The sequence below is a fragment of the Bacillus sp. NPDC094106 genome (assembly GCF_044764345.1).
GTDB lineage: Bacteria > Bacillota > Bacilli > Bacillales > Bacillaceae_G > Bacillus_A.
This window is the reverse complement of record NZ_JBIWHY010000004.1, coordinates 144,847-164,988: the sequence shown is the minus strand read 5'-3', so window position 1 is coordinate 164,988 and position 20,142 is coordinate 144,847. Positions and strand designations below refer to the sequence as shown.

Annotated in this window: 30 protein-coding genes and 2 pseudogenes; 23 read left to right on the top strand and 9 right to left on the bottom strand. The window is 35.7% G+C overall.

Annotated elements, in window-relative coordinates; all coding sequences use genetic code 11:
* Positions 1 to 3 precede the first annotated feature (3 nt).
* The 7 genes and pseudogenes from comGC to ACIQ7L_RS07625 all read left to right on the top strand — a co-directional run bounded on the left by comGC (position 4) and on the right by ACIQ7L_RS07625 (position 2,747).
* Positions 4 to 306, top strand: a complete 303-nt coding sequence (gene comGC, locus ACIQ7L_RS07655; protein ID WP_097896884.1) for a competence type IV pilus major pilin ComGC — start codon at positions 4 to 6, stop codon at positions 304 to 306.
* A pseudogene (comGD, locus tag ACIQ7L_RS07650) lies at positions 303 to 746 on the top strand (competence type IV pilus minor pilin ComGD); the annotation flags it as partial. The gene comGC and the pseudogene comGD, both read left to right, overlap by 4 nt.
* Entirely contained in the window at positions 727 to 1,044 is a 318-nt protein-coding gene (gene comGE / locus ACIQ7L_RS07645; protein WP_400567929.1) for a competence type IV pilus minor pilin ComGE, read from the top strand. The pseudogene comGD and the gene comGE, both read left to right, overlap by 20 nt.
* Entirely contained in the window at positions 1,031 to 1,492 is a 462-nt protein-coding gene (gene comGF, locus ACIQ7L_RS07640) for a competence type IV pilus minor pilin ComGF (protein WP_400567927.1), read from the top strand. Before comGE ends, comGF begins: the two co-directional genes overlap by 14 nt.
* Positions 1,489 to 1,863 carry a competence type IV pilus minor pilin ComGG gene (gene comGG / locus ACIQ7L_RS07635; protein ID WP_400567925.1) on the top strand — a complete coding sequence of 125 codons (375 nt, stop codon included), beginning with the start codon at positions 1,489 to 1,491 and terminating at the stop codon, positions 1,861 to 1,863. The genes comGF and comGG overlap by 4 nt, the downstream gene beginning before the upstream one ends.
* A 147-nt stretch (positions 1,864 to 2,010) precedes the next feature.
* Positions 2,011 to 2,508: a shikimate kinase gene (locus ACIQ7L_RS07630; protein ID WP_400567924.1), complete on the top strand. Its 498-nt coding sequence runs from the start codon at positions 2,011 to 2,013 to the stop codon at positions 2,506 to 2,508.
* A 38-nt stretch (positions 2,509 to 2,546) separates the two neighbouring features.
* The gene (locus ACIQ7L_RS07625) at positions 2,547 to 2,747 is read left to right on the top strand and encodes a YqzE family protein (protein WP_097896878.1); all 201 of its coding nucleotides are present in this window, start codon (positions 2,547 to 2,549) and stop codon (positions 2,745 to 2,747) included.
* 372 nt (positions 2,748 to 3,119) lie between these two features.
* On the opposite strand, the gene ACIQ7L_RS07620 is transcribed toward ACIQ7L_RS07625, so the two are convergent.
* The gene (locus ACIQ7L_RS07620; RefSeq protein ID WP_400567922.1) at positions 3,120 to 3,752 is read right to left on the bottom strand and encodes a VC0807 family protein; all 633 of its coding nucleotides are present in this window, start codon (positions 3,750 to 3,752) and stop codon (positions 3,120 to 3,122) included.
* 57 nt (positions 3,753 to 3,809) lie between these two features.
* Between ACIQ7L_RS07620 and ACIQ7L_RS07615 the strand changes: the two are divergent.
* From ACIQ7L_RS07615 to ACIQ7L_RS07605, 3 genes and pseudogenes are all read left to right on the top strand, one after another.
* Positions 3,810 to 3,974, top strand: a pseudogene (locus ACIQ7L_RS07615) (TlpA family protein disulfide reductase); the annotation flags it as partial.
* A 249-nt stretch (positions 3,975 to 4,223) separates the two neighbouring features.
* Positions 4,224 to 4,451 (top strand): hypothetical protein, encoded by a 228-nt coding sequence (locus tag ACIQ7L_RS07610; protein WP_016116307.1) that lies wholly within the window; start codon positions 4,224 to 4,226, stop codon positions 4,449 to 4,451.
* Positions 4,452 to 4,542: 91 nt separating this feature from the next.
* The gene (locus tag ACIQ7L_RS07605) at positions 4,543 to 4,689 is read left to right on the top strand and encodes a hypothetical protein (RefSeq protein WP_000064866.1); all 147 of its coding nucleotides are present in this window, start codon (positions 4,543 to 4,545) and stop codon (positions 4,687 to 4,689) included.
* Between the two features lie 32 nt (positions 4,690 to 4,721).
* On the opposite strand, the gene ACIQ7L_RS07600 is transcribed toward ACIQ7L_RS07605, so the two are convergent.
* Entirely contained in the window at positions 4,722 to 5,516 is a 795-nt protein-coding gene (locus tag ACIQ7L_RS07600; RefSeq protein ID WP_400567920.1) for a YqhG family protein, read from the bottom strand.
* On the bottom strand, positions 5,503 to 7,185 hold the full coding sequence (locus ACIQ7L_RS07595) for a DEAD/DEAH box helicase (protein ID WP_400567918.1): 1,683 nt from the start codon (positions 7,183 to 7,185) through the stop codon (positions 5,503 to 5,505). Before ACIQ7L_RS07595 ends, ACIQ7L_RS07600 begins: the two co-directional genes overlap by 14 nt.
* A gap of 348 nt (positions 7,186 to 7,533) precedes the next feature.
* Here ACIQ7L_RS07595 and gcvT point away from each other — a divergent pair, with 348 nt between their 5' ends.
* The 12 genes from gcvT to ACIQ7L_RS07535 all read left to right on the top strand — a co-directional run bounded on the left by gcvT (position 7,534) and on the right by ACIQ7L_RS07535 (position 16,149).
* The gene (gcvT, locus tag ACIQ7L_RS07590; protein WP_400567916.1) at positions 7,534 to 8,634 is read left to right on the top strand and encodes a glycine cleavage system aminomethyltransferase GcvT; all 1,101 of its coding nucleotides are present in this window, start codon (positions 7,534 to 7,536) and stop codon (positions 8,632 to 8,634) included.
* 20 nt (positions 8,635 to 8,654) lie between these two features.
* Entirely contained in the window at positions 8,655 to 9,998 is a 1,344-nt protein-coding gene (gcvPA, locus tag ACIQ7L_RS07585) for an aminomethyl-transferring glycine dehydrogenase subunit 1 (RefSeq protein WP_400567914.1), read from the top strand.
* The gene (gene gcvPB / locus ACIQ7L_RS07580; protein ID WP_097896870.1) at positions 9,995 to 11,470 is read left to right on the top strand and encodes an aminomethyl-transferring glycine dehydrogenase subunit 2; all 1,476 of its coding nucleotides are present in this window, start codon (positions 9,995 to 9,997) and stop codon (positions 11,468 to 11,470) included. Before gcvPA ends, gcvPB begins: the two co-directional genes overlap by 4 nt.
* A gap of 269 nt (positions 11,471 to 11,739) precedes the next feature.
* The gene (locus ACIQ7L_RS07575; protein ID WP_400567912.1) at positions 11,740 to 11,964 is read left to right on the top strand and encodes a DUF3929 family protein; all 225 of its coding nucleotides are present in this window, start codon (positions 11,740 to 11,742) and stop codon (positions 11,962 to 11,964) included.
* Between the two features lie 70 nt (positions 11,965 to 12,034).
* A complete protein-coding gene (locus ACIQ7L_RS07570) occupies positions 12,035 to 12,226 on the top strand; it encodes a hypothetical protein (protein ID WP_400567911.1) in 192 nt (63 codons plus the stop codon).
* A 116-nt stretch (positions 12,227 to 12,342) separates the two neighbouring features.
* On the top strand, positions 12,343 to 12,717 hold the full coding sequence (locus ACIQ7L_RS07565; RefSeq protein ID WP_097896867.1) for a GntR family transcriptional regulator: 375 nt from the start codon (positions 12,343 to 12,345) through the stop codon (positions 12,715 to 12,717).
* 5 nt (positions 12,718 to 12,722) lie between these two features.
* Positions 12,723 to 13,595, top strand: coding sequence for an ABC transporter ATP-binding protein (locus ACIQ7L_RS07560; RefSeq protein ID WP_400567909.1), 873 nt, complete (start codon positions 12,723 to 12,725; stop codon positions 13,593 to 13,595).
* Positions 13,576 to 14,244 carry an ABC-2 transporter permease gene (locus ACIQ7L_RS07555; RefSeq protein WP_400567907.1) on the top strand — a complete coding sequence of 223 codons (669 nt, stop codon included), beginning with the start codon at positions 13,576 to 13,578 and terminating at the stop codon, positions 14,242 to 14,244. The genes ACIQ7L_RS07560 and ACIQ7L_RS07555 overlap by 20 nt, the downstream gene beginning before the upstream one ends.
* 18 nt (positions 14,245 to 14,262) lie before the next feature.
* Positions 14,263 to 14,934 carry an ABC-2 transporter permease gene (locus ACIQ7L_RS07550; protein ID WP_400567905.1) on the top strand — a complete coding sequence of 224 codons (672 nt, stop codon included), beginning with the start codon at positions 14,263 to 14,265 and terminating at the stop codon, positions 14,932 to 14,934.
* Between the two features lie 29 nt (positions 14,935 to 14,963).
* Positions 14,964 to 15,560 (top strand): ABC-2 transporter permease, encoded by a 597-nt coding sequence (locus ACIQ7L_RS07545; protein ID WP_400567904.1) that lies wholly within the window; start codon positions 14,964 to 14,966, stop codon positions 15,558 to 15,560.
* A gap of 14 nt (positions 15,561 to 15,574) precedes the next feature.
* A complete protein-coding gene (locus tag ACIQ7L_RS07540; protein ID WP_400567902.1) occupies positions 15,575 to 15,703 on the top strand; it encodes a hypothetical protein in 129 nt (42 codons plus the stop codon).
* Between the two features lie 248 nt (positions 15,704 to 15,951).
* A complete protein-coding gene (locus ACIQ7L_RS07535) occupies positions 15,952 to 16,149 on the top strand; it encodes a hypothetical protein (RefSeq protein WP_400567900.1) in 198 nt (65 codons plus the stop codon).
* Positions 16,150 to 16,169: 20 nt separating this feature from the next.
* Here the strand turns inward: ACIQ7L_RS07535 and ACIQ7L_RS07530 are convergent, their stop codons facing one another.
* The 5 genes from ACIQ7L_RS07530 to ACIQ7L_RS07510 form a co-directional block, all read right to left on the bottom strand.
* Positions 16,170 to 16,427 carry a DUF3975 family protein gene (locus tag ACIQ7L_RS07530; RefSeq protein WP_400567898.1) on the bottom strand — a complete coding sequence of 86 codons (258 nt, stop codon included), beginning with the start codon at positions 16,425 to 16,427 and terminating at the stop codon, positions 16,170 to 16,172.
* Between the two features lie 15 nt (positions 16,428 to 16,442).
* Positions 16,443 to 16,757 carry a DMT family transporter gene (locus ACIQ7L_RS07525; protein ID WP_400567896.1) on the bottom strand — a complete coding sequence of 105 codons (315 nt, stop codon included), beginning with the start codon at positions 16,755 to 16,757 and terminating at the stop codon, positions 16,443 to 16,445.
* A 1-nt stretch (position 16,758) separates the two neighbouring features.
* Positions 16,759 to 17,091 (bottom strand): DMT family transporter, encoded by a 333-nt coding sequence (locus tag ACIQ7L_RS07520; protein WP_400567894.1) that lies wholly within the window; start codon positions 17,089 to 17,091, stop codon positions 16,759 to 16,761.
* 72 nt (positions 17,092 to 17,163) lie between these two features.
* A complete protein-coding gene (locus ACIQ7L_RS07515; RefSeq protein ID WP_400567892.1) occupies positions 17,164 to 17,745 on the bottom strand; it encodes a TetR/AcrR family transcriptional regulator in 582 nt (193 codons plus the stop codon).
* Between the two features lie 95 nt (positions 17,746 to 17,840).
* Positions 17,841 to 18,818 carry a LacI family DNA-binding transcriptional regulator gene (locus ACIQ7L_RS07510; RefSeq protein ID WP_400567891.1) on the bottom strand — a complete coding sequence of 326 codons (978 nt, stop codon included), beginning with the start codon at positions 18,816 to 18,818 and terminating at the stop codon, positions 17,841 to 17,843.
* Between the two features lie 335 nt (positions 18,819 to 19,153).
* On the opposite strand from ACIQ7L_RS07510, the gene ACIQ7L_RS07505 reads away from it, so the two are divergent.
* Entirely contained in the window at positions 19,154 to 19,699 is a 546-nt protein-coding gene (locus tag ACIQ7L_RS07505) for a DNA polymerase III subunit delta (RefSeq protein WP_400568176.1), read from the top strand.
* Between the two features lie 29 nt (positions 19,700 to 19,728).
* Here ACIQ7L_RS07505 and ACIQ7L_RS07500 read toward each other — a convergent pair whose 3' ends face one another.
* Entirely contained in the window at positions 19,729 to 20,112 is a 384-nt protein-coding gene (locus ACIQ7L_RS07500) for a rhodanese-like domain-containing protein (RefSeq protein ID WP_335360088.1), read from the bottom strand.
* Positions 20,113 to 20,142: the final 30 nt, after the last annotated feature.

Sequence of the window (20,142 nt, the reverse complement as noted above, 5' to 3'; positions counted from 1 at the left end):
TGCATGAAGAATGAAAAAGGATTCACTCTTTTAGAAATGTTATTGGTCATGGTTGTTATCTCGGTGTTGCTGCTATTAATTATTCCGAACGTTATTAAGCAGCGTTCTGCTGTACAAGGAAAAGGGTGTGATGCGTACGTGAAATCTGTAGAAGCACAAGTACAAGCCTATCAATTACAAAACAATAAAATACCAACGGTAGATGATCTTGTGAAAGAAAAATATATTACCTCTGCAACATGTCCAAAAGGTGAACCGATTAATATTTCAAGTGATGATGGTGCGGTATCCGTTGGTAAATCGTGAAACAACATGGGTTTACATTATTAGAAATGCTTCTCGTTTTATTTATCATTTCTTTATTAAGTGTGATCACATACTTTAATGTTGCGCCGCTATATGAAAAGCAAAAGGTAGAGCAATTTCTAAAACAATTTTCACAAGATATTTTGTATATGCAGCAGTTGGCGATAAGTCGCCAGAGTCATTATACATTACGATGGTTCAAGGAAAGACATTTATATAGCATTGGAGAGTCTGGAGCAGAAAAACTCCTCCTCATTCGGGAGTATGACAGTGATATAAAGATTGATTTAAACACTTTTCCGAATCCAATGACTTATAACGCCAGAGGAAATATAAATCAAGGTGGTACAATTTTACTTTCTTATCGTACGCATACTTATGAAATTGTATTTCAACTTGGAAGAGGGAGATTTACGTATCGTGAAGTGCCAAAAAGGATCGGTCATGCTCGAAATGCTCGTAGCGTTAAGTTTGTTAATGATGGCAGTGTCATTGTTGCTTCCACAAACATTACTCGTTATGCAAGAAAGAAAAAATATACAACTCCGTTATAAAGCGCAATTATTGCTGAAGAAGGAATCAGCATTATATATGTATCAAAATGAGCAGATGAGTTCAAAGGAAGAGAAGGTAGATAGCACCGTATATCACACGTATTGGAAAGGAGAAGAAGTTTGTACAACTTGGAGGGATGTCAAACAAAGAAGGATGGAGCAATGTCGTCATGCAAAAAAATAAAAAGCAAGAAGCAGGATTTACATTATTAGAGATGATTTTATGTTTATTGTTCCTCTCTCTTTACTTTCTTCTGGTGCCACGTCTGCATAGTTTATTTATTGAGAAGCCGTATTCGAAGGAATTGAATTACTGGGAATGGGATGTGTTCATGGAACAAGTACAATTAGAATTTCGTGAAGTTCAACGAGGGAAAGTTGTATTACTGGAGAATGAAGTAAATGTTCTGCTGTTTCAACTAGGGAATGGTGATGTTGTAACGTATGAAGGATTAGATCATAATGTCGTGAGAAAAGTAAATAAGTTAGGAAGGGAAATTGCCTTACAAAAGGTAAGTTCAATTTCTTATGAATTGACGCCTTATACGCTATCCATCCATGTGCAAGATATAAGTGGTAAAATGTACCATGGTGTAGCGACGCGTTATATGGCAATTGAGATGACAATATGAGAAAACAAGATGGTTTCGCCATGCCAGGAACATTGATTCTTCTTTTCTTACTATTTTCATTCTTTATATATGAAACGAATATGCTTCTATCCGATAAGAAATTTTACATTGAAGCAGAACAGAAATTTTTTCTTGCAGAGATTGCTGATCAAGCGGTTTTAGATATTAAAAAAGACGTACAGCAAAAAGACAAAAATGATACATTTTCATTTCTATATGAAAACGGAGAAGCAAGGGGGCAATATGTATTTGAAAATGAAGCTGTTTTTGTTTCGCTACAATGTGTGACGAAACAAAAACAGTCTTATAAAGTGAGCTTTCAGTATAATAAAATAAATAAAAGTATTGTAAATTGGGCAGAAGGACGATGAAGTGTTACATTACGTTTTGTTCTGAATCATAGTTGCAGAGCAAAACGTTTTTTCTTATTTTGCCGAGAAAGATACAAAATAAACAACATCTTTCGTTATAATACAAATAATAAATCATGATCTATCTAATAGAAGAGAGGAAACAAGATGAAATCCATTTACATAACAGGTTATATGGGGGCAGGAAAAACAACAATTGGAAAAGCATTAAGTAAAGAACTTGATATTGCTGTTGTAGATACAGATCAAAAAATTGAAGAGAAGCAAGGGAAGTTAATTCGCGATATTTTTGCAGAGGAAGGGGAAAATATATTCCGTCAATATGAAAGTGAAATGCTGCGCTCATTATCAACGAGTAATATGATTATTACAACGGGTGGTGGTATCGTTGAACGTGCAGAGAATCGTCAGTGGATGAAAGAGAATGGAACAGTTGTGTATTTATATTGTGATCCATATGTGATTGCAGAGCGCCTTCGTGAAGATACAACACGTCCTTTATTTCAAAAAGAAAATATAGAAGCATTTGTAAAGAAGTTTGAAAACCGCCGTGCATATTATGAAGAGGCGGATATACATATTGATACAACAAATAAGAGTGTAGAAGAGATTATGGAAGAATTAGAGGGAAAGATTAATGAATAAAAAAGTGGGCATACTAATCAAGTAGGGGTGATGATAATATGTCTACTAATGATTATGTGCGTTTTGTGACGCAACAATTTGTATCATATATGGATGCTCCAAAAGAGGATCGCAAGCAGAAGAAAGCACAGCGCCGTGCTGAAAAAGCGCCATTTTTAAACAGATGGTTTGGTATGATGCCACTTAGCGCTGCTTTATTTTACCAAAATGTAAAGAAGAGAAGAAAAAAATCAAGTTAATACAAATTGGAATGATTTACCGCTAGTAATGATGCTAGGCGGTATAGTACAATTTTTTCGATGAGTGTATACTTGTCATCGATTCGACAGATCAACCTATAAAAAATCCCCTTGTACAATACATGTACAAGGGGATTTTTTATTACTGTTTGTAACTTAGTAATATTCCCATCTCAAAATTTGGCGAAAGCATTGTCCAGCTCTAGCGGCTAGAATCTCCGGTCGTTTCGCCCCCTCGGACGAGGCAAAAAGCGCCTCGTCCGAGGGGGGGCTCCAACGTCCTGCGATTCTGAGCAAGCCGCTTCCGCTTTTCTAAAGAAGTTAAGCGGGAGATGAACTGTCTGTAAAAGACCGATTGATGGAAGTTTCACTTTATTGTGCGGGTTCTTCCTTTTCTGTTACCAGATTTATTTTATTACTAACCCAAACAAATCCTACCCCGAGACAAATGGAAATGCCCCAACCAACTGCGGTCATAATAACTCTCATTTCGCCATATCCATCTACTCCAAAAACAGAAATAAAATAGATTTTTAAAAAGCTTTTTGCAATGAACTGGAGACCGAAAAATAATGTTAAATATTGCAAGGCTGGGTATATGCGTTTATCACGATAAAGAGTACGGCTTTCATTTCGGTCATGTCCTTGCAGTGCCGCGATATCGGCTGCGAAGTATAACATGAGTGGTTTTTTAATAAAGATCGTACAGATGACAATTAATCCGAGAACGATATGATAATATACGTCGTTCCAAAGCATTCGCTCAGCAGAACCAGATAGTAAGTCAACTGTCGTGTTTGCGATAAGGGTAATGAGAATAAAGAACCCTGTCACATGGAATTGCTTTTCTTTTTTAAAGCAGTAAAGTGTATAAAGAATTCCCGGTACCGAGGAAATAAGCATTGCATAATAAGGATCAATATGTGTTTTTGCGAATTTCCAAATGAGAAAAGGGAAGACGAGATAAAAGACAATATCGAATATAGCTTTTTTGTTTTGATTCATTGTAATCCTCCTTAAGTAATAGGTATATTTTACAATAGAATTTCTGAATATTGTACAATTTTAGTTGATAGTAAACATGTAATTACAGATGCCTTTGAAAATAAATATGTTTCTGCTTACTATATATTTGATAAAGAAGGTAAACTTCGTCATTTCCAAGCAGGTGGAAGCGGTATGCCAATGCTTCGCAAACGCCTTGAGCGTGTGCTGAATGAAGCGTAAATGATTGCTTAGTGGAATGAAAATAAAAAAGATTGCCCCTAGCGTGGTAATTTTTTTTAGTATATAATAATTAAAACGCTTTCATTTTTGGAAAAATGTTCACAAAATTGACGAAAACATAAGTTATTCCTATTGTCATGTTGTTTTATAATGAAACTAATCACCTATACATGCATACAATATTGTGAAATAAATAACATAGATAATTTATATAAATGTAAACGTTATCAAAAAAGGGAGGTGGAGACCATGAGTAAATTTTTCTTTAATCATAATCCAGCAACATTAGAAGACGGAAGACTTGTAGAATATGCTGAAATTATTTATGGAGAAGGTGGCCGTTCAGTACTAGAAAATTTAATGGTGAAAGCATCTATCAGATTGCGTGATCGTTATCCGCACAAATCTGACGAACAGATCTCGCACCTCGTAAATCAAGGCTTACATGATATGTTTCAGAAATATGTGAAGGAATAAGAGGAGCGAAAAGCTTCTCTTATTTTTGTATAAGGATCGCTTCTCTAGCTGAAAATAAGAGTGACTTTGAAAAGCGTAAGGGGTGAAAGAGATGAGTAATGGGGTAGGACGTTCGAAAAAGAATCTTCCAACAGACGCAAACCATGTGAGTGCAAAAGATCGAGAATATCAAAAGCGCATGACAGAAAAGCAGCAACAAGAGCACAATGATGGCAGAAAGTATAATGGGAAAATATAAGAAAAGCTCCTTCTCAAATGAAGGGGCTTTTCTTACGAAAGAAAATGATTAGCCGTAACATAGAAGAGACCACCATTTATAATTTGCATTGTAATACGAGGTTCATATTGCTCTTGTAATGCTTGTTTTTCTATTTCATAGCTTTCGGGAAGCTCTTCACTTTCTTCGTAAAATCGATTTAGAAGCGCTAAATCATGATTCCAGCGTACCCGTGCTTCTTCAGCCCATGTATGATCATCTGCTACGATGAGATTTTTTAATGCATCTTCTACTCGCTGCAATCCACTTTGTGGCTTAATAATTGGAGTAAGTGTAAAACTGAAATCTGGTATTTTTGGCGTGAGTCGGATTTTTGCTAGTGTTTCATGAAAATTTGTAATCATCGTTCCAGAAATAAGATGAATCCCAATGGAATGAAGCATGTCTTTCTTTCGATCGCATTGATAACATACTTTTATGTTAATACCAAGCCATGGGTGAAGTGGTGTATGAGTTGTGCCACCTGGATTCACTTCTTCAAATAAACGTATGTAGGAGCCGAGTTCTTTTGTTGTTTGAAAGATTTGATGCAGACGTGGAGAGCCGTAGTGAATCAGCTCACCTTCCTCTTCCTCACTCTCTGAATTTGTAATGAGAGTCAGGCGCATTGGGTTTGGTATGCCCCCAGTTTGCTCAAGATAATGCCAATAAAAAGGGCGATTCATTAATAATTTATCCATTTCAATTGTTAACTGTACATCTAATAAATGCGGGGAACGCCGCAAAATCTCGCAGTCGTTTGCTTCAAAAAAATTTTGTAAGTAATGATGAATTTCATGTTGCTGCATAGCCTTGCACCTCAGCTTCGTTTCGCTTTGCAAAGTCGATGATAGATGTTAAATTTTCCATCTTAATCCGAATCTCTCCTTCACTTTTTGACCCTGCGAAAATCTCTTGAATATGCTCATCGATATTTTTCATATTGATTCGCGTTAAAATTTCATCTAACTCACCGATGACTCGCTCAAATAAATTGATTTTTTCATACAGAAGTTTCAAAATATGTTCTTCTACTGTATATTTTGTTGCTAAGTTATAAATGTGAACATCATTTTTTTGTCCAAGGCGATGAATACGTCCAATTCGTTGTTCGAGACGCATTGGATTCCAAGGTAAATCATAGTTAATCATATGACTACAAAATTGTAAGTTAATCCCTTCGCCGCCAGCTTCGGTTGCAATTAATACTTGTGCATGTTGTTGGAACAATTCTTTCATCCAATCTTTTTTTCCGCGTTTAAATCCACCGCGAAACGGGACAGACGAAATGCCATGTTGTTTTAAAAACCATTGTAAATACATTTGCGAAGCTCTGTATTCTGTAAAGATGACGACTTTATCATCAATTTCTTTTATAAGCTGTAATGCTTGATTTGCTTTTGAATTAAAAGGAATATGATTAATTTTATCCATTAAAACATCGATATATGGATCTGCTATGTAATTTTCGTTATCTTTTTGCCTTTTTTCCACATGTTTTTTGAGTGAGTAGTAAACAGCTTCTCGGCTACTACATACTTCACGTTTTAAAGTTAAGGATGAAAAGGCAGAGGTAAAAGCATCTTGTCCTTTCCAATGTTCAATTGCGTTGTATAAAGCTCTTTCTTCCTCATTAAAATCAACAAATATGGTTCGAACATGCCTTTTAGGCCACTCAATCCCTGTACCATTTCTCCGATTTCTTACCATTACTTTGTTAATAAGTGCTTTTAAATCCTCATCGGACTCTGCTGAACGATTTTTAGAAGCATAATATTCTTCGAAGTTAGATTGATTTCCTAAATGTCCTGGTTTTAATAAGGAAACAAGATTAAAGATTTCATCGATTTTGTTTTGGACAGGTGTTGCAGTTAGTAATAAACAAAACCTCTTTTTTAAACGCTGTGCAAATTCATAGTTTTTTGTTTTATTATTTTTGAGTTTATGTGCCTCATCAATAATGATGAGATCATATTCTAAGTTTAAAACGATATCACGGTGCGGAGAACGCTTCGCTGTATCAATGGATGAAACAATGACGTCAGCTTGTTCCCATGAGTAGCTTTTTCTCTGGGCAACAGCAGGAATAAAAAACTTTGTATTGAGTTCATATGCCCACTGTGAAACGAGGGAAGCTGGAACGAGTATAAGCACTTTTTTCACAAGACCGCGCACCATGTATTCTTTTAAAATAAGGCCCGCTTCAATTGTTTTTCCAAGTCCAACTTCATCTGCTAGTATCGCTTTTCCATTCATTTGTTCAATAACAGTTTGGGCTACTTCTAACTGATGAGGAAGCGGTGTGAAATGGGATAAATGTTTCGGGGCTTGTAAGCCATCAAATGTAGGGACAAGTAATGATTTTTCTGTTTTATAAGCTAAATCATATAGTTCCCAATTTGTCCAAGGGCCGTCTTCATCAATTCTTTTTAAAAAATTATTTTGCCATGTTCGATCTACGGAAATATCGACATTCATTGAAACTTTCCCCCTTCTGTAAACGAAAATGCTTATTGGTATATCCCTCGCCCAAAACTTTCATTTCTAGCATTTTAAGGTAAAGTTTTTTTGGCAAGTGTGAGAATGAAAAATTCTAAATTATTTTTTATGCTAGAATATTGATGAAATAGATCGAAAAATGTTAGGATAATGGTGTGAAATGTGTGGAATCTTTCGTATTTTATCCAAGAAAGTACTTTTTTATTTACGCTTTCATAAAAAAATATATTGAGATTCCGTATATCCTATCTTTTCAGAATAAAAATGTTTAGATACGGGAAGCCAACTTTTATTGATTTGTCACAGACAGCATAAGGGGGAAAGAACATGATTACATTACAACGTACACCGCTATTTGATGTATACGCGAAGTATGGTGGAAAAACAATCGATTTTGGTGGTTGGGAATTACCAGTTCAATTCTCAAGCATTAAAGAAGAACATGAAGCTGTTCGCACAGCTGCAGGCCTGTTTGATGTATCTCATATGGGAGAAGTAGAAGTAACGGGTGCAGATAGTTTAGCATTTTTACAACGTGTTGTTACAAATGACGTATCTACCTTAAAGGTAGGGGGCGCACAATATACAGCAATGTGTTACGAAAATGGCGGTACAGTAGATGATTTATTAATCTATAAACGCGGTGAAGAAGACTACTTATTAGTAATCAATGCATCGAATATCGAAAAAGATTACGAGTGGTTAGCAAGTCATGTTATTGGCGATACGAAAGTAGTCAATGTTTCTAGTGAAATTGCACAGCTTGCAATTCAAGGACCAAAAGCAGAAGGCATTTTACAAAAAGTTGTGTCAGAAGATTTGAAAGAAATTAAGTTCTTTAAATTTAAAAACGATGTTCTTGTAGATGGTATTCCTGCACTTGTATCTCGTACAGGTTACACAGGTGAAGACGGGTTTGAAATTTATTGCAAGCGTGAAGCTGCTACAAAACTTTGGGAGAAACTTCTTGAAGTTGGAGCAGAAGACGGCTTAAAACCATGTGGTTTAGGAGCACGTGATACACTTCGTTTTGAAGCAACACTTCCACTTTATGGTCAAGAACTATCGAAAGATATTACACCAATTGAAGCTGGAATTGGTTTTGCTGTAAAAACAAATAAAGAGGCAGATTTCTTTGGAAAAGAAACATTAAAAGAATACAAAGAAAACGGTGCACCTCGTAAATTAGTCGGCATCGAAGTAATTGAACGCGGTATTCCTCGTACACACTATCCTGTATATGTAGGAGAAGAAAAAATCGGGGAAGTAACAAGTGGTACACAATCTCCAACGTTAAAGAAAAGTATTGGTTTAGCATTAGTTGATGTAAAATACGCAGCAGTTGATACAGAAGTAGAAATTGAGATTCGTAATAAACGCGTCAAAGCAGTAGTTGTTCCAACACCATTTTACAAACGTTCAAAGTAACGGGGAGAGGGGTAGATTTCATGTTGCATCGTTATCTTCCAATGACAGAAGAAGACAAAAAAGAAATGTTACAAACGATCGGCGTTCAAACGATCGATGAATTATTTTCTGATATTCCAGAAAGTGTTCGTTTCAAAGGGGAATTAAACATTAAACAAGCGAAATCAGAACCAGAACTTTTAAAAGAACTGTCTGAGCTTGCTAGTAAAAATGCAAATTTAAAAGAATACGCTTCATTCTTAGGAGCAGGTGTATACGATCATTATGCACCAGTAATTGTTGATCATGTTCTTTCTCGTTCAGAATTTTATACAGCTTATACACCATACCAACCTGAAATTTCACAAGGGGAATTACAAGCAATCTTTGAATTCCAAACAATGATTTGTGAATTGACAGGAATGGATGTAGCAAACTCCTCTATGTATGACGGAGGTACAGCGTTAGCAGAGGCGGCAATGCTAGCAGCAGGTCATACTCGTAAAAAGAAAATTCTTGTTTCTAAAGCAGTTCATCCGGAATCAAGAGCAGTGCTTGAAACATATGCAAAAGGTCAACATCTTGAAGTTGTTGAAATTGATCATAAAGACGGTGTAACAGATTTAAATGTATTACAAAGTGAAGTAGATGATACTGTCGCTTGCGTAATCGTTCAATATCCAAACTTCTTTGGACAAGTGGAGAAATTAGCTGATATTGAGAAAATCGTTCATCAGCAAAAATCATTGTTTATCGTTTCTTCCAATCCGTTATCATTAGGTGCATTAACACCACCAGGTAAATTAGGTGCTGATATTGTAATCGGTGATGCACAACCATTTGGTATCCCAACACAGTTTGGTGGACCACACTGCGGTTATTTTGCAACAACGAAAGCATTTATGCGTAAAATCCCAGGACGTCTTGTTGGACAAACTGTGGATTCAGATGGCAAACGCGGCTTCGTTTTAACATTACAAGCTCGTGAACAACACATTCGTCGTGATAAAGCGACATCTAACATTTGTTCAAACCAAGCATTAAATGCATTAGCAGCGTCTGTTGCAATGACAGCACTTGGTAGACAAGGTGTGAAAGAAATGGCACGTCAAAACATTTCTAAAGCACAATATGCAAAACGTCAATTTGAAGCAAAAGGTTTCAAAGTAACATTTGCTGGACCATTCTTCAATGAGTTTGTTGTCGATTGCAAACGTCCAGTACAAGAAGTAAATGATGCATTAATTCAAAAGAATATAATTGGTGGTTATGACTTAGGTCGTGATTATAAAGAATTAACAAATCATATGCTTTTAGCGGTAACAGAACTTCGCACAAAAGAAGAAATTGACACACTTGTAAACGAAATGGGGGCTATCCAATGAAGAACCAAGACCAAGCACTTATTTTTGAAATGAGTAGAGAAGGACGCGTAGGATATAGCTTACCCCAATTAGATGTAGAAGAAGTAAAGTTAGAGGATGTGTTTGAGAGCGATTATATTCGTACTGAAGATGCAGAGCTTCCAGAAGTGTCTGAACTCGATATTATGCGCCATTACACAGCGCTTTCAAATCGTAACCACGGCGTTGATTCTGGATTCTATCCACTAGGATCTTGTACGATGAAGTACAATCCAAAGATCAATGAAAACGTGGCACGTTTCCCAGGCTTTGCACACATTCATCCACTTCAAGATGAAAAGACAGTGCAAGGTGCAATGGAATTAATGTACGATTTACAAGAACATTTAATCGAAATTACAGGTATGGATACTGTTACACTTCAACCAGCTGCTGGTGCACATGGAGAATGGACAGGATTAATGTTAATCCGTGCATACCATGAAGCAAATGGTGACCATAACCGTACAAAAGTTATTGTTCCTGACTCTGCGCATGGAACAAATCCAGCATCTGCAACAGTAGCAGGATTTGAAACAATTACGGTAAAATCAAATGAAAATGGTCTTGTTGACTTAGAAGATTTAAAACGTGTTGTGAATGAAGAAACAGCAGCGCTTATGTTAACAAATCCAAATACACTTGGTTTATTTGAAGAAAACATTTTAGAAATGGCGGAAATCGTTCATAATGCAGGTGGTAAATTGTATTATGATGGCGCAAACTTAAATGCAGTATTAAGTCAAGCACGCCCAGGAGATATGGGATTTGACGTTGTACATTTAAATCTTCATAAAACATTTACAGGTCCGCACGGCGGCGGTGGTCCAGGTTCTGGTCCAGTAGGTGTGAAAGCTGATTTAATTCCATTTTTACCAAAACCAGTTTTAGAGAAAACAGAAAATGGCTATCACTTTAACTACGATCGTCCACAAGCAATTGGACGCGTGAAACCATTCTATGGAAACTTTGGTATCAATGTTCGTGCTTATACGTATATTCGTTCCATGGGTCCAGATGGACTGCGCGCAGTAACAGAATATGCTGTATTAAATGCCAACTATATGATGAGAAGATTAGCACCGTTCTATGATCTTCCATTTGATAGACATTGTAAGCATGAATTTGTATTATCAGGTCGTCGTCAAAAGAAACTTGGTGTACGTACACTAGATATTGCAAAACGCCTGCTTGATTTTGGCTACCATCCACCAACAATTTACTTCCCATTAAATGTGGAAGAGTGTATCATGATTGAGCCAACAGAAACAGAGTCAAAAGAAACATTAGACGGTTTCATTGATAAGATGATTCAAATTGCAAAAGAAGCAGAAGAAAATCCAGAAGTTGTACAAGAGGCACCACATACGACGGTAATTAAACGTCTAGATGAAACAATGGCTGCTCGTAAACCAGTTTTACGTTATCAAAAGCCAGCTCCTGTACAAGTTTGATTGAATAGGAAAAAGAACTCGCGCTATGAGCGGGTTCTTTTTTTTTATGGAGAAATGGTGCAGAAGTTATGAAAATAATGTTGAAGATTTATATTTTTTGTGCGACATTGCAGTAAAAAGGGAGTTTCTTAGGCGTTTTTGTTGAAAAAATCGGTTTGATAAAATTGTGTATTTTTGTTAGAATTTTATTGAAATTAAGAGGGTGTAATGAGGCAGAAATAACTCATTTTTACGTATATGTGAAAAAACAAACAAGGTGGGGTGAAAGCATGGGCTATAAGTGTTATAGGATGGTATACTATTTGGAAAATGGAGAGATGATTAAAGACATAAAAGAATTTTGTTATCGAGATCATGGGAAAATGTTAGAACGTGTAGCACATCGTGTGATGGACAATGAAGAGGTAACAGCGATTGATAAACAAGGAACGATCATTTCAATAGCTTGTGATGACATCATAAAGGTAGAACTTGATTACATACAAGAAAGTTAGCCTTGAGTCATATCGAATTATTCGATAAAATATACTGTTGAATGGTGAAGTGAGAAGAGAGGAGTTTATCATGGGTAGTACAAGACACTTTTATATGTTTATTTTGGCATTTGTACTTGTTGTGGCGTTAACGATATATTTAATTATTGATAGCAGCTGGTACAATGCGGTGCATCCGGCATTTCTTATTTTTATGTATGTAGGAATTGCGGTTGTTAGCTTTGGGATGAGAGATGAAATGCTAGATCGCTTTGAAAAGTGATACATATATAGAAGACCAACAGGAAAATGTTGGTCTTTTTTTCTTGCAAAAAATAGGGTACTGTGTATATACTGTGTATATAAAGTATGTACAGTATATACACAGTGGAGGAAAACATGAATATTATTATTTCAAATTCTTCCCCAGACCCTATTTATGAGCAAATTAGTAAGCAATTGCGGCAGCTTATTTTAAATGGTGGTTTAAAGGGTGGAGATCAATTGCCGTCTATCCGCAGCTTAGCGAAAGAACTACAAATTAGTGTAATTACGACGAAACGAGCATATGAAGAGCTTGAAAAAGAAGGTTATATTGAAACTGTTGCGGGAAAAGGGACGTATGTCTCCGTGCAAAATAACGAGCTGATACGCGAACAAAGATTGCGCTTATTAGAAAGTAAAGCGGAAGAAATCGTGAATGAAAGTAAATTTTTGCAGCTTTCACTGGAAGAATTACAACAGATGATTGCGTTTCTATATAAGGGGGAATAAGAGCCATGTTAGAGTTAAAAAACGTTTGTAAAAACTATCAAGATTTTTCAGTGAGAAATGTAAGTTTTACATTGCCACGTGGATATATTATGGGATTTGTCGGGCCAAATGGTGCCGGGAAAAGTACGACCATTAAAATGATTATGAATTTAGTAAGACGAAATAGTGGGGAGATTATCATTTTCGGTAAGGACAATCAAAAAGCAGAAAAAGAAATTAAGCAAAATATCGGATTTGTATACGATGAAAATCACTACTACGAAGATTTAACATGTGAACAAATGAAGAAGATTATTGCACCTTTATATAAGAATTGGGATGAAGCGCAATATCAAACATATATGGAGAGATTACAAGTTCCAAAAAGCAAAAAGATTAAGCAACTATCAAAAGGGATGAAAATGAAATTTGCGATTGCGATGGCATTATCACATCATGCGAAGCTCATCATTATGGATGAACCAACATCAGGATTAGATCCTGTTGTCCGTAGTGAACTGCTCGATATGCTGCAAGAAATTGTAATGGAAGAAGAAATATCTGTATTATTTTCGACGCATATCACAACAGACTTAGAGCGTATTGCGGATTACATTACGTTCATAAACGAAGGAGAAATCGTCTTTACAGGAGAGAAAGATGAGATATTAGAAAATCATGTAATCGTAAAAGGAAGCAATGATTTATTAGATCCAGAAGGGAAAGAACTCTTTATCGGATTACGTAAAAACAAATTTGGATTTGAAGGATTAGCTAAGGATAAACAAGCGATTGAAAATTGGTTTGGGAGTGAAGTTGTACTGGAGAAACCGACTTTAGATGATGTTGTTGTATATACGGCGAAGGGGAGAAGAGTTAATGCGTCAGCTCATATTTAAAGAGTTATATATGCAGCGATTCCTGTTTGTTGCATATATTATTTTATCAGGATTTGCTTTCGGTTTTGATATGAAATCACAAAATGGTTTTTTAATAAGTTGTATACTGCTTTCTATCTTTGCAATGTTTACATCATTACATATTGATGAGAGAAACAATAGTGATCGTATATTGAACAGCCTACCTTTATTACGTAAACATGTAGTAATTGCAAAATATATTTCATTTGTTTTGTTTATATTAATAAGTGTATGTATAACTGTTTTTGTTTCATTCGGTTTCTATGTAATTGGTCAATTCGATAGAGCAGTAGCGGAGTATTATCCTCTTTTTGGTGGTGCGATACCATGGAATTTAGCGGTAGTAGGTCTCGGAGTAACTTTATTGTACGCAATTTTACTACTACCTATTGTATTTACATTTGGAGGGAAGATAGCTGCTTATGCTTCGATGATATTGCCAATCATTATAATGATATTTAATAGACACATATTACCTCAAATTTTAAATGTATTAATGTTTGTAGAACATGTACTTGGGAACATACCGAAATGGACTTTATGGGGAATAGGAATTTTCTTATTCGGTTTGTTAACTAGTGCGTCAATCAGTGTATCTATTCAATGCTATCAAAGACGTGATTTGTAGTGAGGAGGAAGAGAACATATGGGACAGCTCATATTGAAAGATATTTTTTTGCAAAGATACATGTTCATTCTTTATTTTGTTACTTCTGTACTTATATTTATTTCAATGGCACCAGAGCAAAATGGATTTGTTAGTAGTTGTATGACATTGGGGGTTATGGGGGTTAGTGTTTCTATGTATATAGAAGAGCGAAATAAGAGTGAAAGTGTACTTATTAGTTTGCCTCTTTTACGTAGAGATATTGTTATAGCGAAGTATATATCCACTTTAATTTTTCTTATCGTTTCCATTGCTATTACATATTTTATCGTTTTTTGTATAGGTCAATTCAATAATTGGAAGGAAGGGACGATTTTTAAATCCATTACTGTAGATATTCCGTGGCATGTTGTTCTTACTGGTATACTTTGTCCTATTATTTTTAGCGCTTTTAGGCTCCCTGTGCAATACCTAGCTAAGTATCAAGTTGTCAGGGCATTATCTATACTTGTTATATTTCCAATCGTTATGCTATGTGGGATATTCGGAAATATCCCAGCTGAAAAAGTAGGGCCGCTATCAGAATGGATAACAAATTTAGATCGACTAATTAGTTTGCTTGTTATTATAGTTGGCGTAATAAGTTTATATGTGTGTTCTTTGTTTTTTTCGATTAAGCTATTTCAGGATAAAGATTTATATAATGAGTGAATCATTTAAACTAGGGGGTAAATAGTACGATGAAACAACTCATACTAAAAGACTTTGTTGTACAATGGAAATTTTTGATTTGGTATTTACTGTATCCTCTTTTACTATATGCAATCAGTCAAGATAGTCGAAGTGTATTCACTGCTATCATCATAATTATCCCATTCTTGGCTACAATGACTACGTTTCATAATGATGAGAAAAATAGTAGTGGGAAAATATTAAATAGCTTACCAGTGACGCGGAAACAGATTGTGTTAGCAAAGTATGTATTTACATTTTCAATTCTTAGTATGAGCGTTATCATTGCTAGTTCTATAATCAGTATTGAGTTTGGAGTAGGAGCGATAAAATTCATAAAAGAAACGGTTGTTAGCAGCATTGATCTTGTTGTGATTTATTTAAGTATTGTGATTCCAATCTATTTTGTATTCGGATATCAAAAAGCTAGATTCATCGCATTTATTATATTACTAGCACCAGTAGTGATCGGAGAAGTTTTCTTAAAAGTAAATGTTGAACAAATAGTATTTCAATCTAGTGTCTTATTGTCAATATGTGCAATATGCGTACTAGCTATATCCATTTTTGTTTGTACAAAATTATATGAGCGAAGAGATATATAAAGGGAGATGTAATGATGAAAATTATAGGGCACCTTTTTATAATCGTCGGTTGTCTCCTTATCATTGGAACTGGTATATTGTTCGGAACAGTTTTTGTAACATCAGGAAGTATCATACGTAAAAAAGAAGATCAAAAGTTATGAGAAGGTGTCTTATCAAAAGACACCTTCTTCAAGAGGAGAAATAATACAAGAGTAACTGATAAACAGAAACGGTGCTCGGCATATCTTTTGGTGTATGTAATATAAGGCTGAAACATATAACAACGAAAAGAAATAAGAAAAATAACAATAGGATATGTTTATGTATAGAATTTTGCATATAATCAGCTCCTTTATATGTAGTATGTCCAAAAGAAGGATGGATATGAAATTTTCTAGGGGGAAATATGATGGTACAACAAAAGCTAAAAAGAAAAATGTTATTAGGAATCGGATCAATATTATTCTCTCTTGGACTTATATTGTCAAATGTTTACTCGGACATTCAAGTGTTGCCAAATATGAACAAAGGTATCGGTATTAGCGTTTTGATTGTTGGGATACTATACCTTATCGCATCAAATTTTTATAGAAAATCTAATCACTAGGTAAACGCGAAAAAGGACAGTTACTTCTTTTCAGAAGAACTGTCCTTTTTCAATAGTTTGTTCCAAAGCTTGGCGATACTCCAAATAATAATGATTATAATGGATGCAATAATTGACCAGGCAAGGGATGCAACTTCAAGTGCCATGTTGGGAAGGAATGTAAGAATAGCGATTACTTTATGGAATAGCCATTCTATAATATGAAAGCCTACTTGTAGTAGAATAACGATTCCAATTATAATCCCTGTTAGGATTTGTTTCCCTTTTTCTTTCCACATGACATTCACCTCACGTTAGCTCATTAATTTTAGGCCAACTGCACCGCATAAAATGCAGCTTAAAAAGGCAAGGCGACGCCAATCAGCTGATTCGCCGAAAACCAAGATGCCGAGAAGCGCACTTCCGGCAGTTCCAATTCCAGTCCAAATCGCGTAAGCTGTTCCCATCGGCAATGAGTTCATTGCAAGTGATAAGAAGAAGAAGCTTACACCGAAGTTGGCAATCAAAATAAGTTTTGGTGCCCAGCCTTTCTTTTTCGTGGCTACTTTCATAAACAGTACACCAACAATCTCACAAATACCAGCAATAATTAAAAATACCCATGCCATTTTATGCAGCCTCCTTCTCTTCTTGTTCACCCGTTACTCGTTTTAAACCAATTACACCAAAGAAAATTAAAGCGATAAATAGAATTTTTACAATGGAAAAAGGTTCGCCGAAGATGAAAATCTCTGTAAGAACGATTCCGCCAGCTCCAATTCCTGTGAACACAGCATATACAGTTCCAACAGGTAAATCTTTATAAGCTTTAAACAATAGGATAAAACTAATTGCGATTATAAGAGCGACACCGATCCATTCAATTGGTGTTTTTGCGTGTTTGAGTCCAATCACCCAAAAAATTTCAATAATACCAGCTAAAATTACATAAATCCATGCCATATGTTATTTCTCCTTCCTACCAGTCGTTAGGTAAAGGGCTGAAAAACGACGCATTGCTAAATAAGCAATCCGTCATTTTGAAAGGCCGTTCCAAAATACTTTCCAAGAGGCGTTTAAGCGGGTCTTAAAGCGATTTAAACCTGCGAATAATAGTTCAACCATAAGACCGTCAATTAAGCATAAATAAGCCTCTAAAGCGTCTTTTATTTCAATGTTATGCAGTTCACCTTGCTCATTTGCTCGTTTGAATACAGGAAATAAAAGTTCTCTAATGTTTTCAATGTGAGCATTTGCTTTTTCAATAATTTGCTCACGAAATGCATCGGGCGGAAAATAAGAAGTGCGTAGCCAAAACATTGATTCTTCACTTTCACCAAATCGCTTTGCGTAACCCTTTAATAAGTTTACAAGCAATACCTCAGTAGATGATTCTGAAAATTTTTTTATATCATCTGTAAAGCATTGTAAATCTTTGTGCAGGGCTGATTCTAAGCAGATAAAATATAATTCTTCTTTTCCCTTAAAGTGTGCGTAAATCGATGGTTTTTTAATCCCGACCTCTTGAGCAATATTTGCTAATGAAGTCCCTTCATAGCCGTAGCGTGCGAAATGAGAAAGTGCTACAGCTTTAATGCGGTTTGCTGTCATTTTCATCCCCTACCTACCGTTCGTTAGGTTGATTATAAAAGAGAATAAACATAAAGTCAATGAGTCGAATGATTGAAAAAGAGTACCTGAATTGGCACTCTTTATACAGTTTTTCGTTCAATTAAATGGAAAGGGAGTTCCTCTGAGCTACCTATAATTTGTTCGGCCTGTATTTGCTTATGAAATAAAGAAAAGGCGCGAGCACCCATTGTTAGACCAGGATGTTCAATTGTTGTAATCTCTAATGCTTTCGAGATTTCATGGTTATCAAAGCCGAGAATGGCGAGATCTTCTGGTACACGTAGGCCGTGTTTTCTTGCTTCAGTTATTAAACCAGCGGCTACTTGATCATTGGCGGCAAAAATAGCAGTTGGACGCTCTTCCATGTTTAAAATACTGTGCAGAACTTTTGCCCCATCTTGCATATTGTAACATTGGTAAAACATCCAATCGGGTTGTATTCTTTTTTTGGCAGTATGAAGAGCGTCGGAAAAGGCTTTTTCACGCTGCTTTGTATTTACGCTATTCTGCCTTGCTAAACAAAAACCAATCTTCTCATGACCTTTACGCAATAAATATTCTGTACCAATCCGAAATCCTTCATAATGATCAACATAGACGGATGAAATGAGGGGATGTATCATTTTTTCACATGAGATGATAGGAGCAAATTTTGCGAATGGTTCAATTTGCTCCCAAGAGCTTGTTCGAGAGCATATAATCATGCCGTCGAATTGTTTCATTTTCATCATTTCAAGAACTCGAATTTCTTCGATACTATCGTAATTTGTTTGGCATAAATTAATGTGGTAACCAGCAGCTAATGCCTCGTTTCCAATCCCCTCAATAATCGTGCTGAAGTAGGGTAAATTGATAAAAGGAAGCATGACACCAATTGTAAATGTTTTTCCTTTTATTAAGTGAACCGCATTTATATTTTTTGCATAATTTAATTGTTCAACAGCGTCTAAAACGCGTTCGCGCTTTTCTTCACTTACATAGGGATGATCATTTAATACGCGTGAAACCGTTGTTATGGATACGCCAGCGGTTTTTGCAATTTGTTTTATATTTACCATATGTATCACCTCTTAGCTTATATTATAAAGGCAAATAGATAAAAATGGAAAGAAAGTGAAAAAAGCTTGACCTGAAAAGCTTTTCACAATCTATGTTATAAAAGGGCTTTCTGCTATTCGCGTAACCTTTTCGTTTGGGCGTAAGAATAGTGGAAAGTCTTTTTTTGTCTAAAAAGATACGATATCCTATGTCAAAAAGTGTGAGAATAACGAGGAAAGTTTTCAAAGGGAGAGTGAGAACAAGAAGCGAATATGAACAACATATAAACGCTTCGTTCGTTAAGAGAGCGATATGAAAGGGCGGAAACAAATTGAAAAAAGGGCTCATTTGTTTCGTGTTTTCGAGTGTGTTACTTAGCTCATGTTCGTTTCAGCAAACGATGAAGGAAGAAAAGCAATTTGTGGAAAGTGCAGGAGGGGCTGTAGATCGTATACCTGGTCCTATTGTATTACAGGATGTTTCTAAATATTTTCCAGCACGTTTTAAAGTTCCAACGTTTTTACCGTATGACATTACAAGTGATGTCAAAGGAGAAGTAAGAACGATTGGGAAGAAAAACGCTGTCTTAACGATTAAATATAAGCAACAAGAGAAAGGGCGCAAAGATTATGTAGAATTAACAGTTGCGAACTTTTCCTACAGTTTTCCTTATATTGTGGAACAAAATCGATTTCAGGAACAAATGAAGTTAAATAATGGAGCAGCTGCCTATTTTAAAAATAGAGATGACGGTGAACGAGGAGAAGAATTTGCAACGCTGATATGGAAAGAGAAAGGACTAGAATATCAGTTGTTGTATCGAAATGCGACAGTACAAAATGAAGAAGTAATCAAACAGAACTTATTATATATTGCCAACAATATGGAAGAAAAGAACTAGCTGAGATTTTCAGCTAGTTCTTTCGCATATTATTTCTTTTTAACTTTTCCAGTCCAAGATTTAAATCCGCCCTGTAGTTGGTAAAAATCTTTGTAACCTTGTTTTTTTAGATATTGAGCTGCACGGCCTGTACGGAAGCCATTTTGGCAATATAAATAAACTGGTTGATCTTTGCGAAGCTCTTTGTAACGAAGGCGAATTTGTGATAATGGAATGTTACGAGCACCTAAAATATGCCCTGCGTTAAATTCATCTGCTTCACGAATATCGATAAGCTGTGCTTTGCGGTAGCCAGCGCGAAATTCTTCTTCTGAAAGTGTTTTAATTAATTTTTTCTGATAGAAAAACATCCATACAGAGTAGCCGATGATTCCTACGATCACCGACAATATAATAATCAAATTTGTTGACACGATTCTATCGCTCCCTTTTTTCTTATCCTA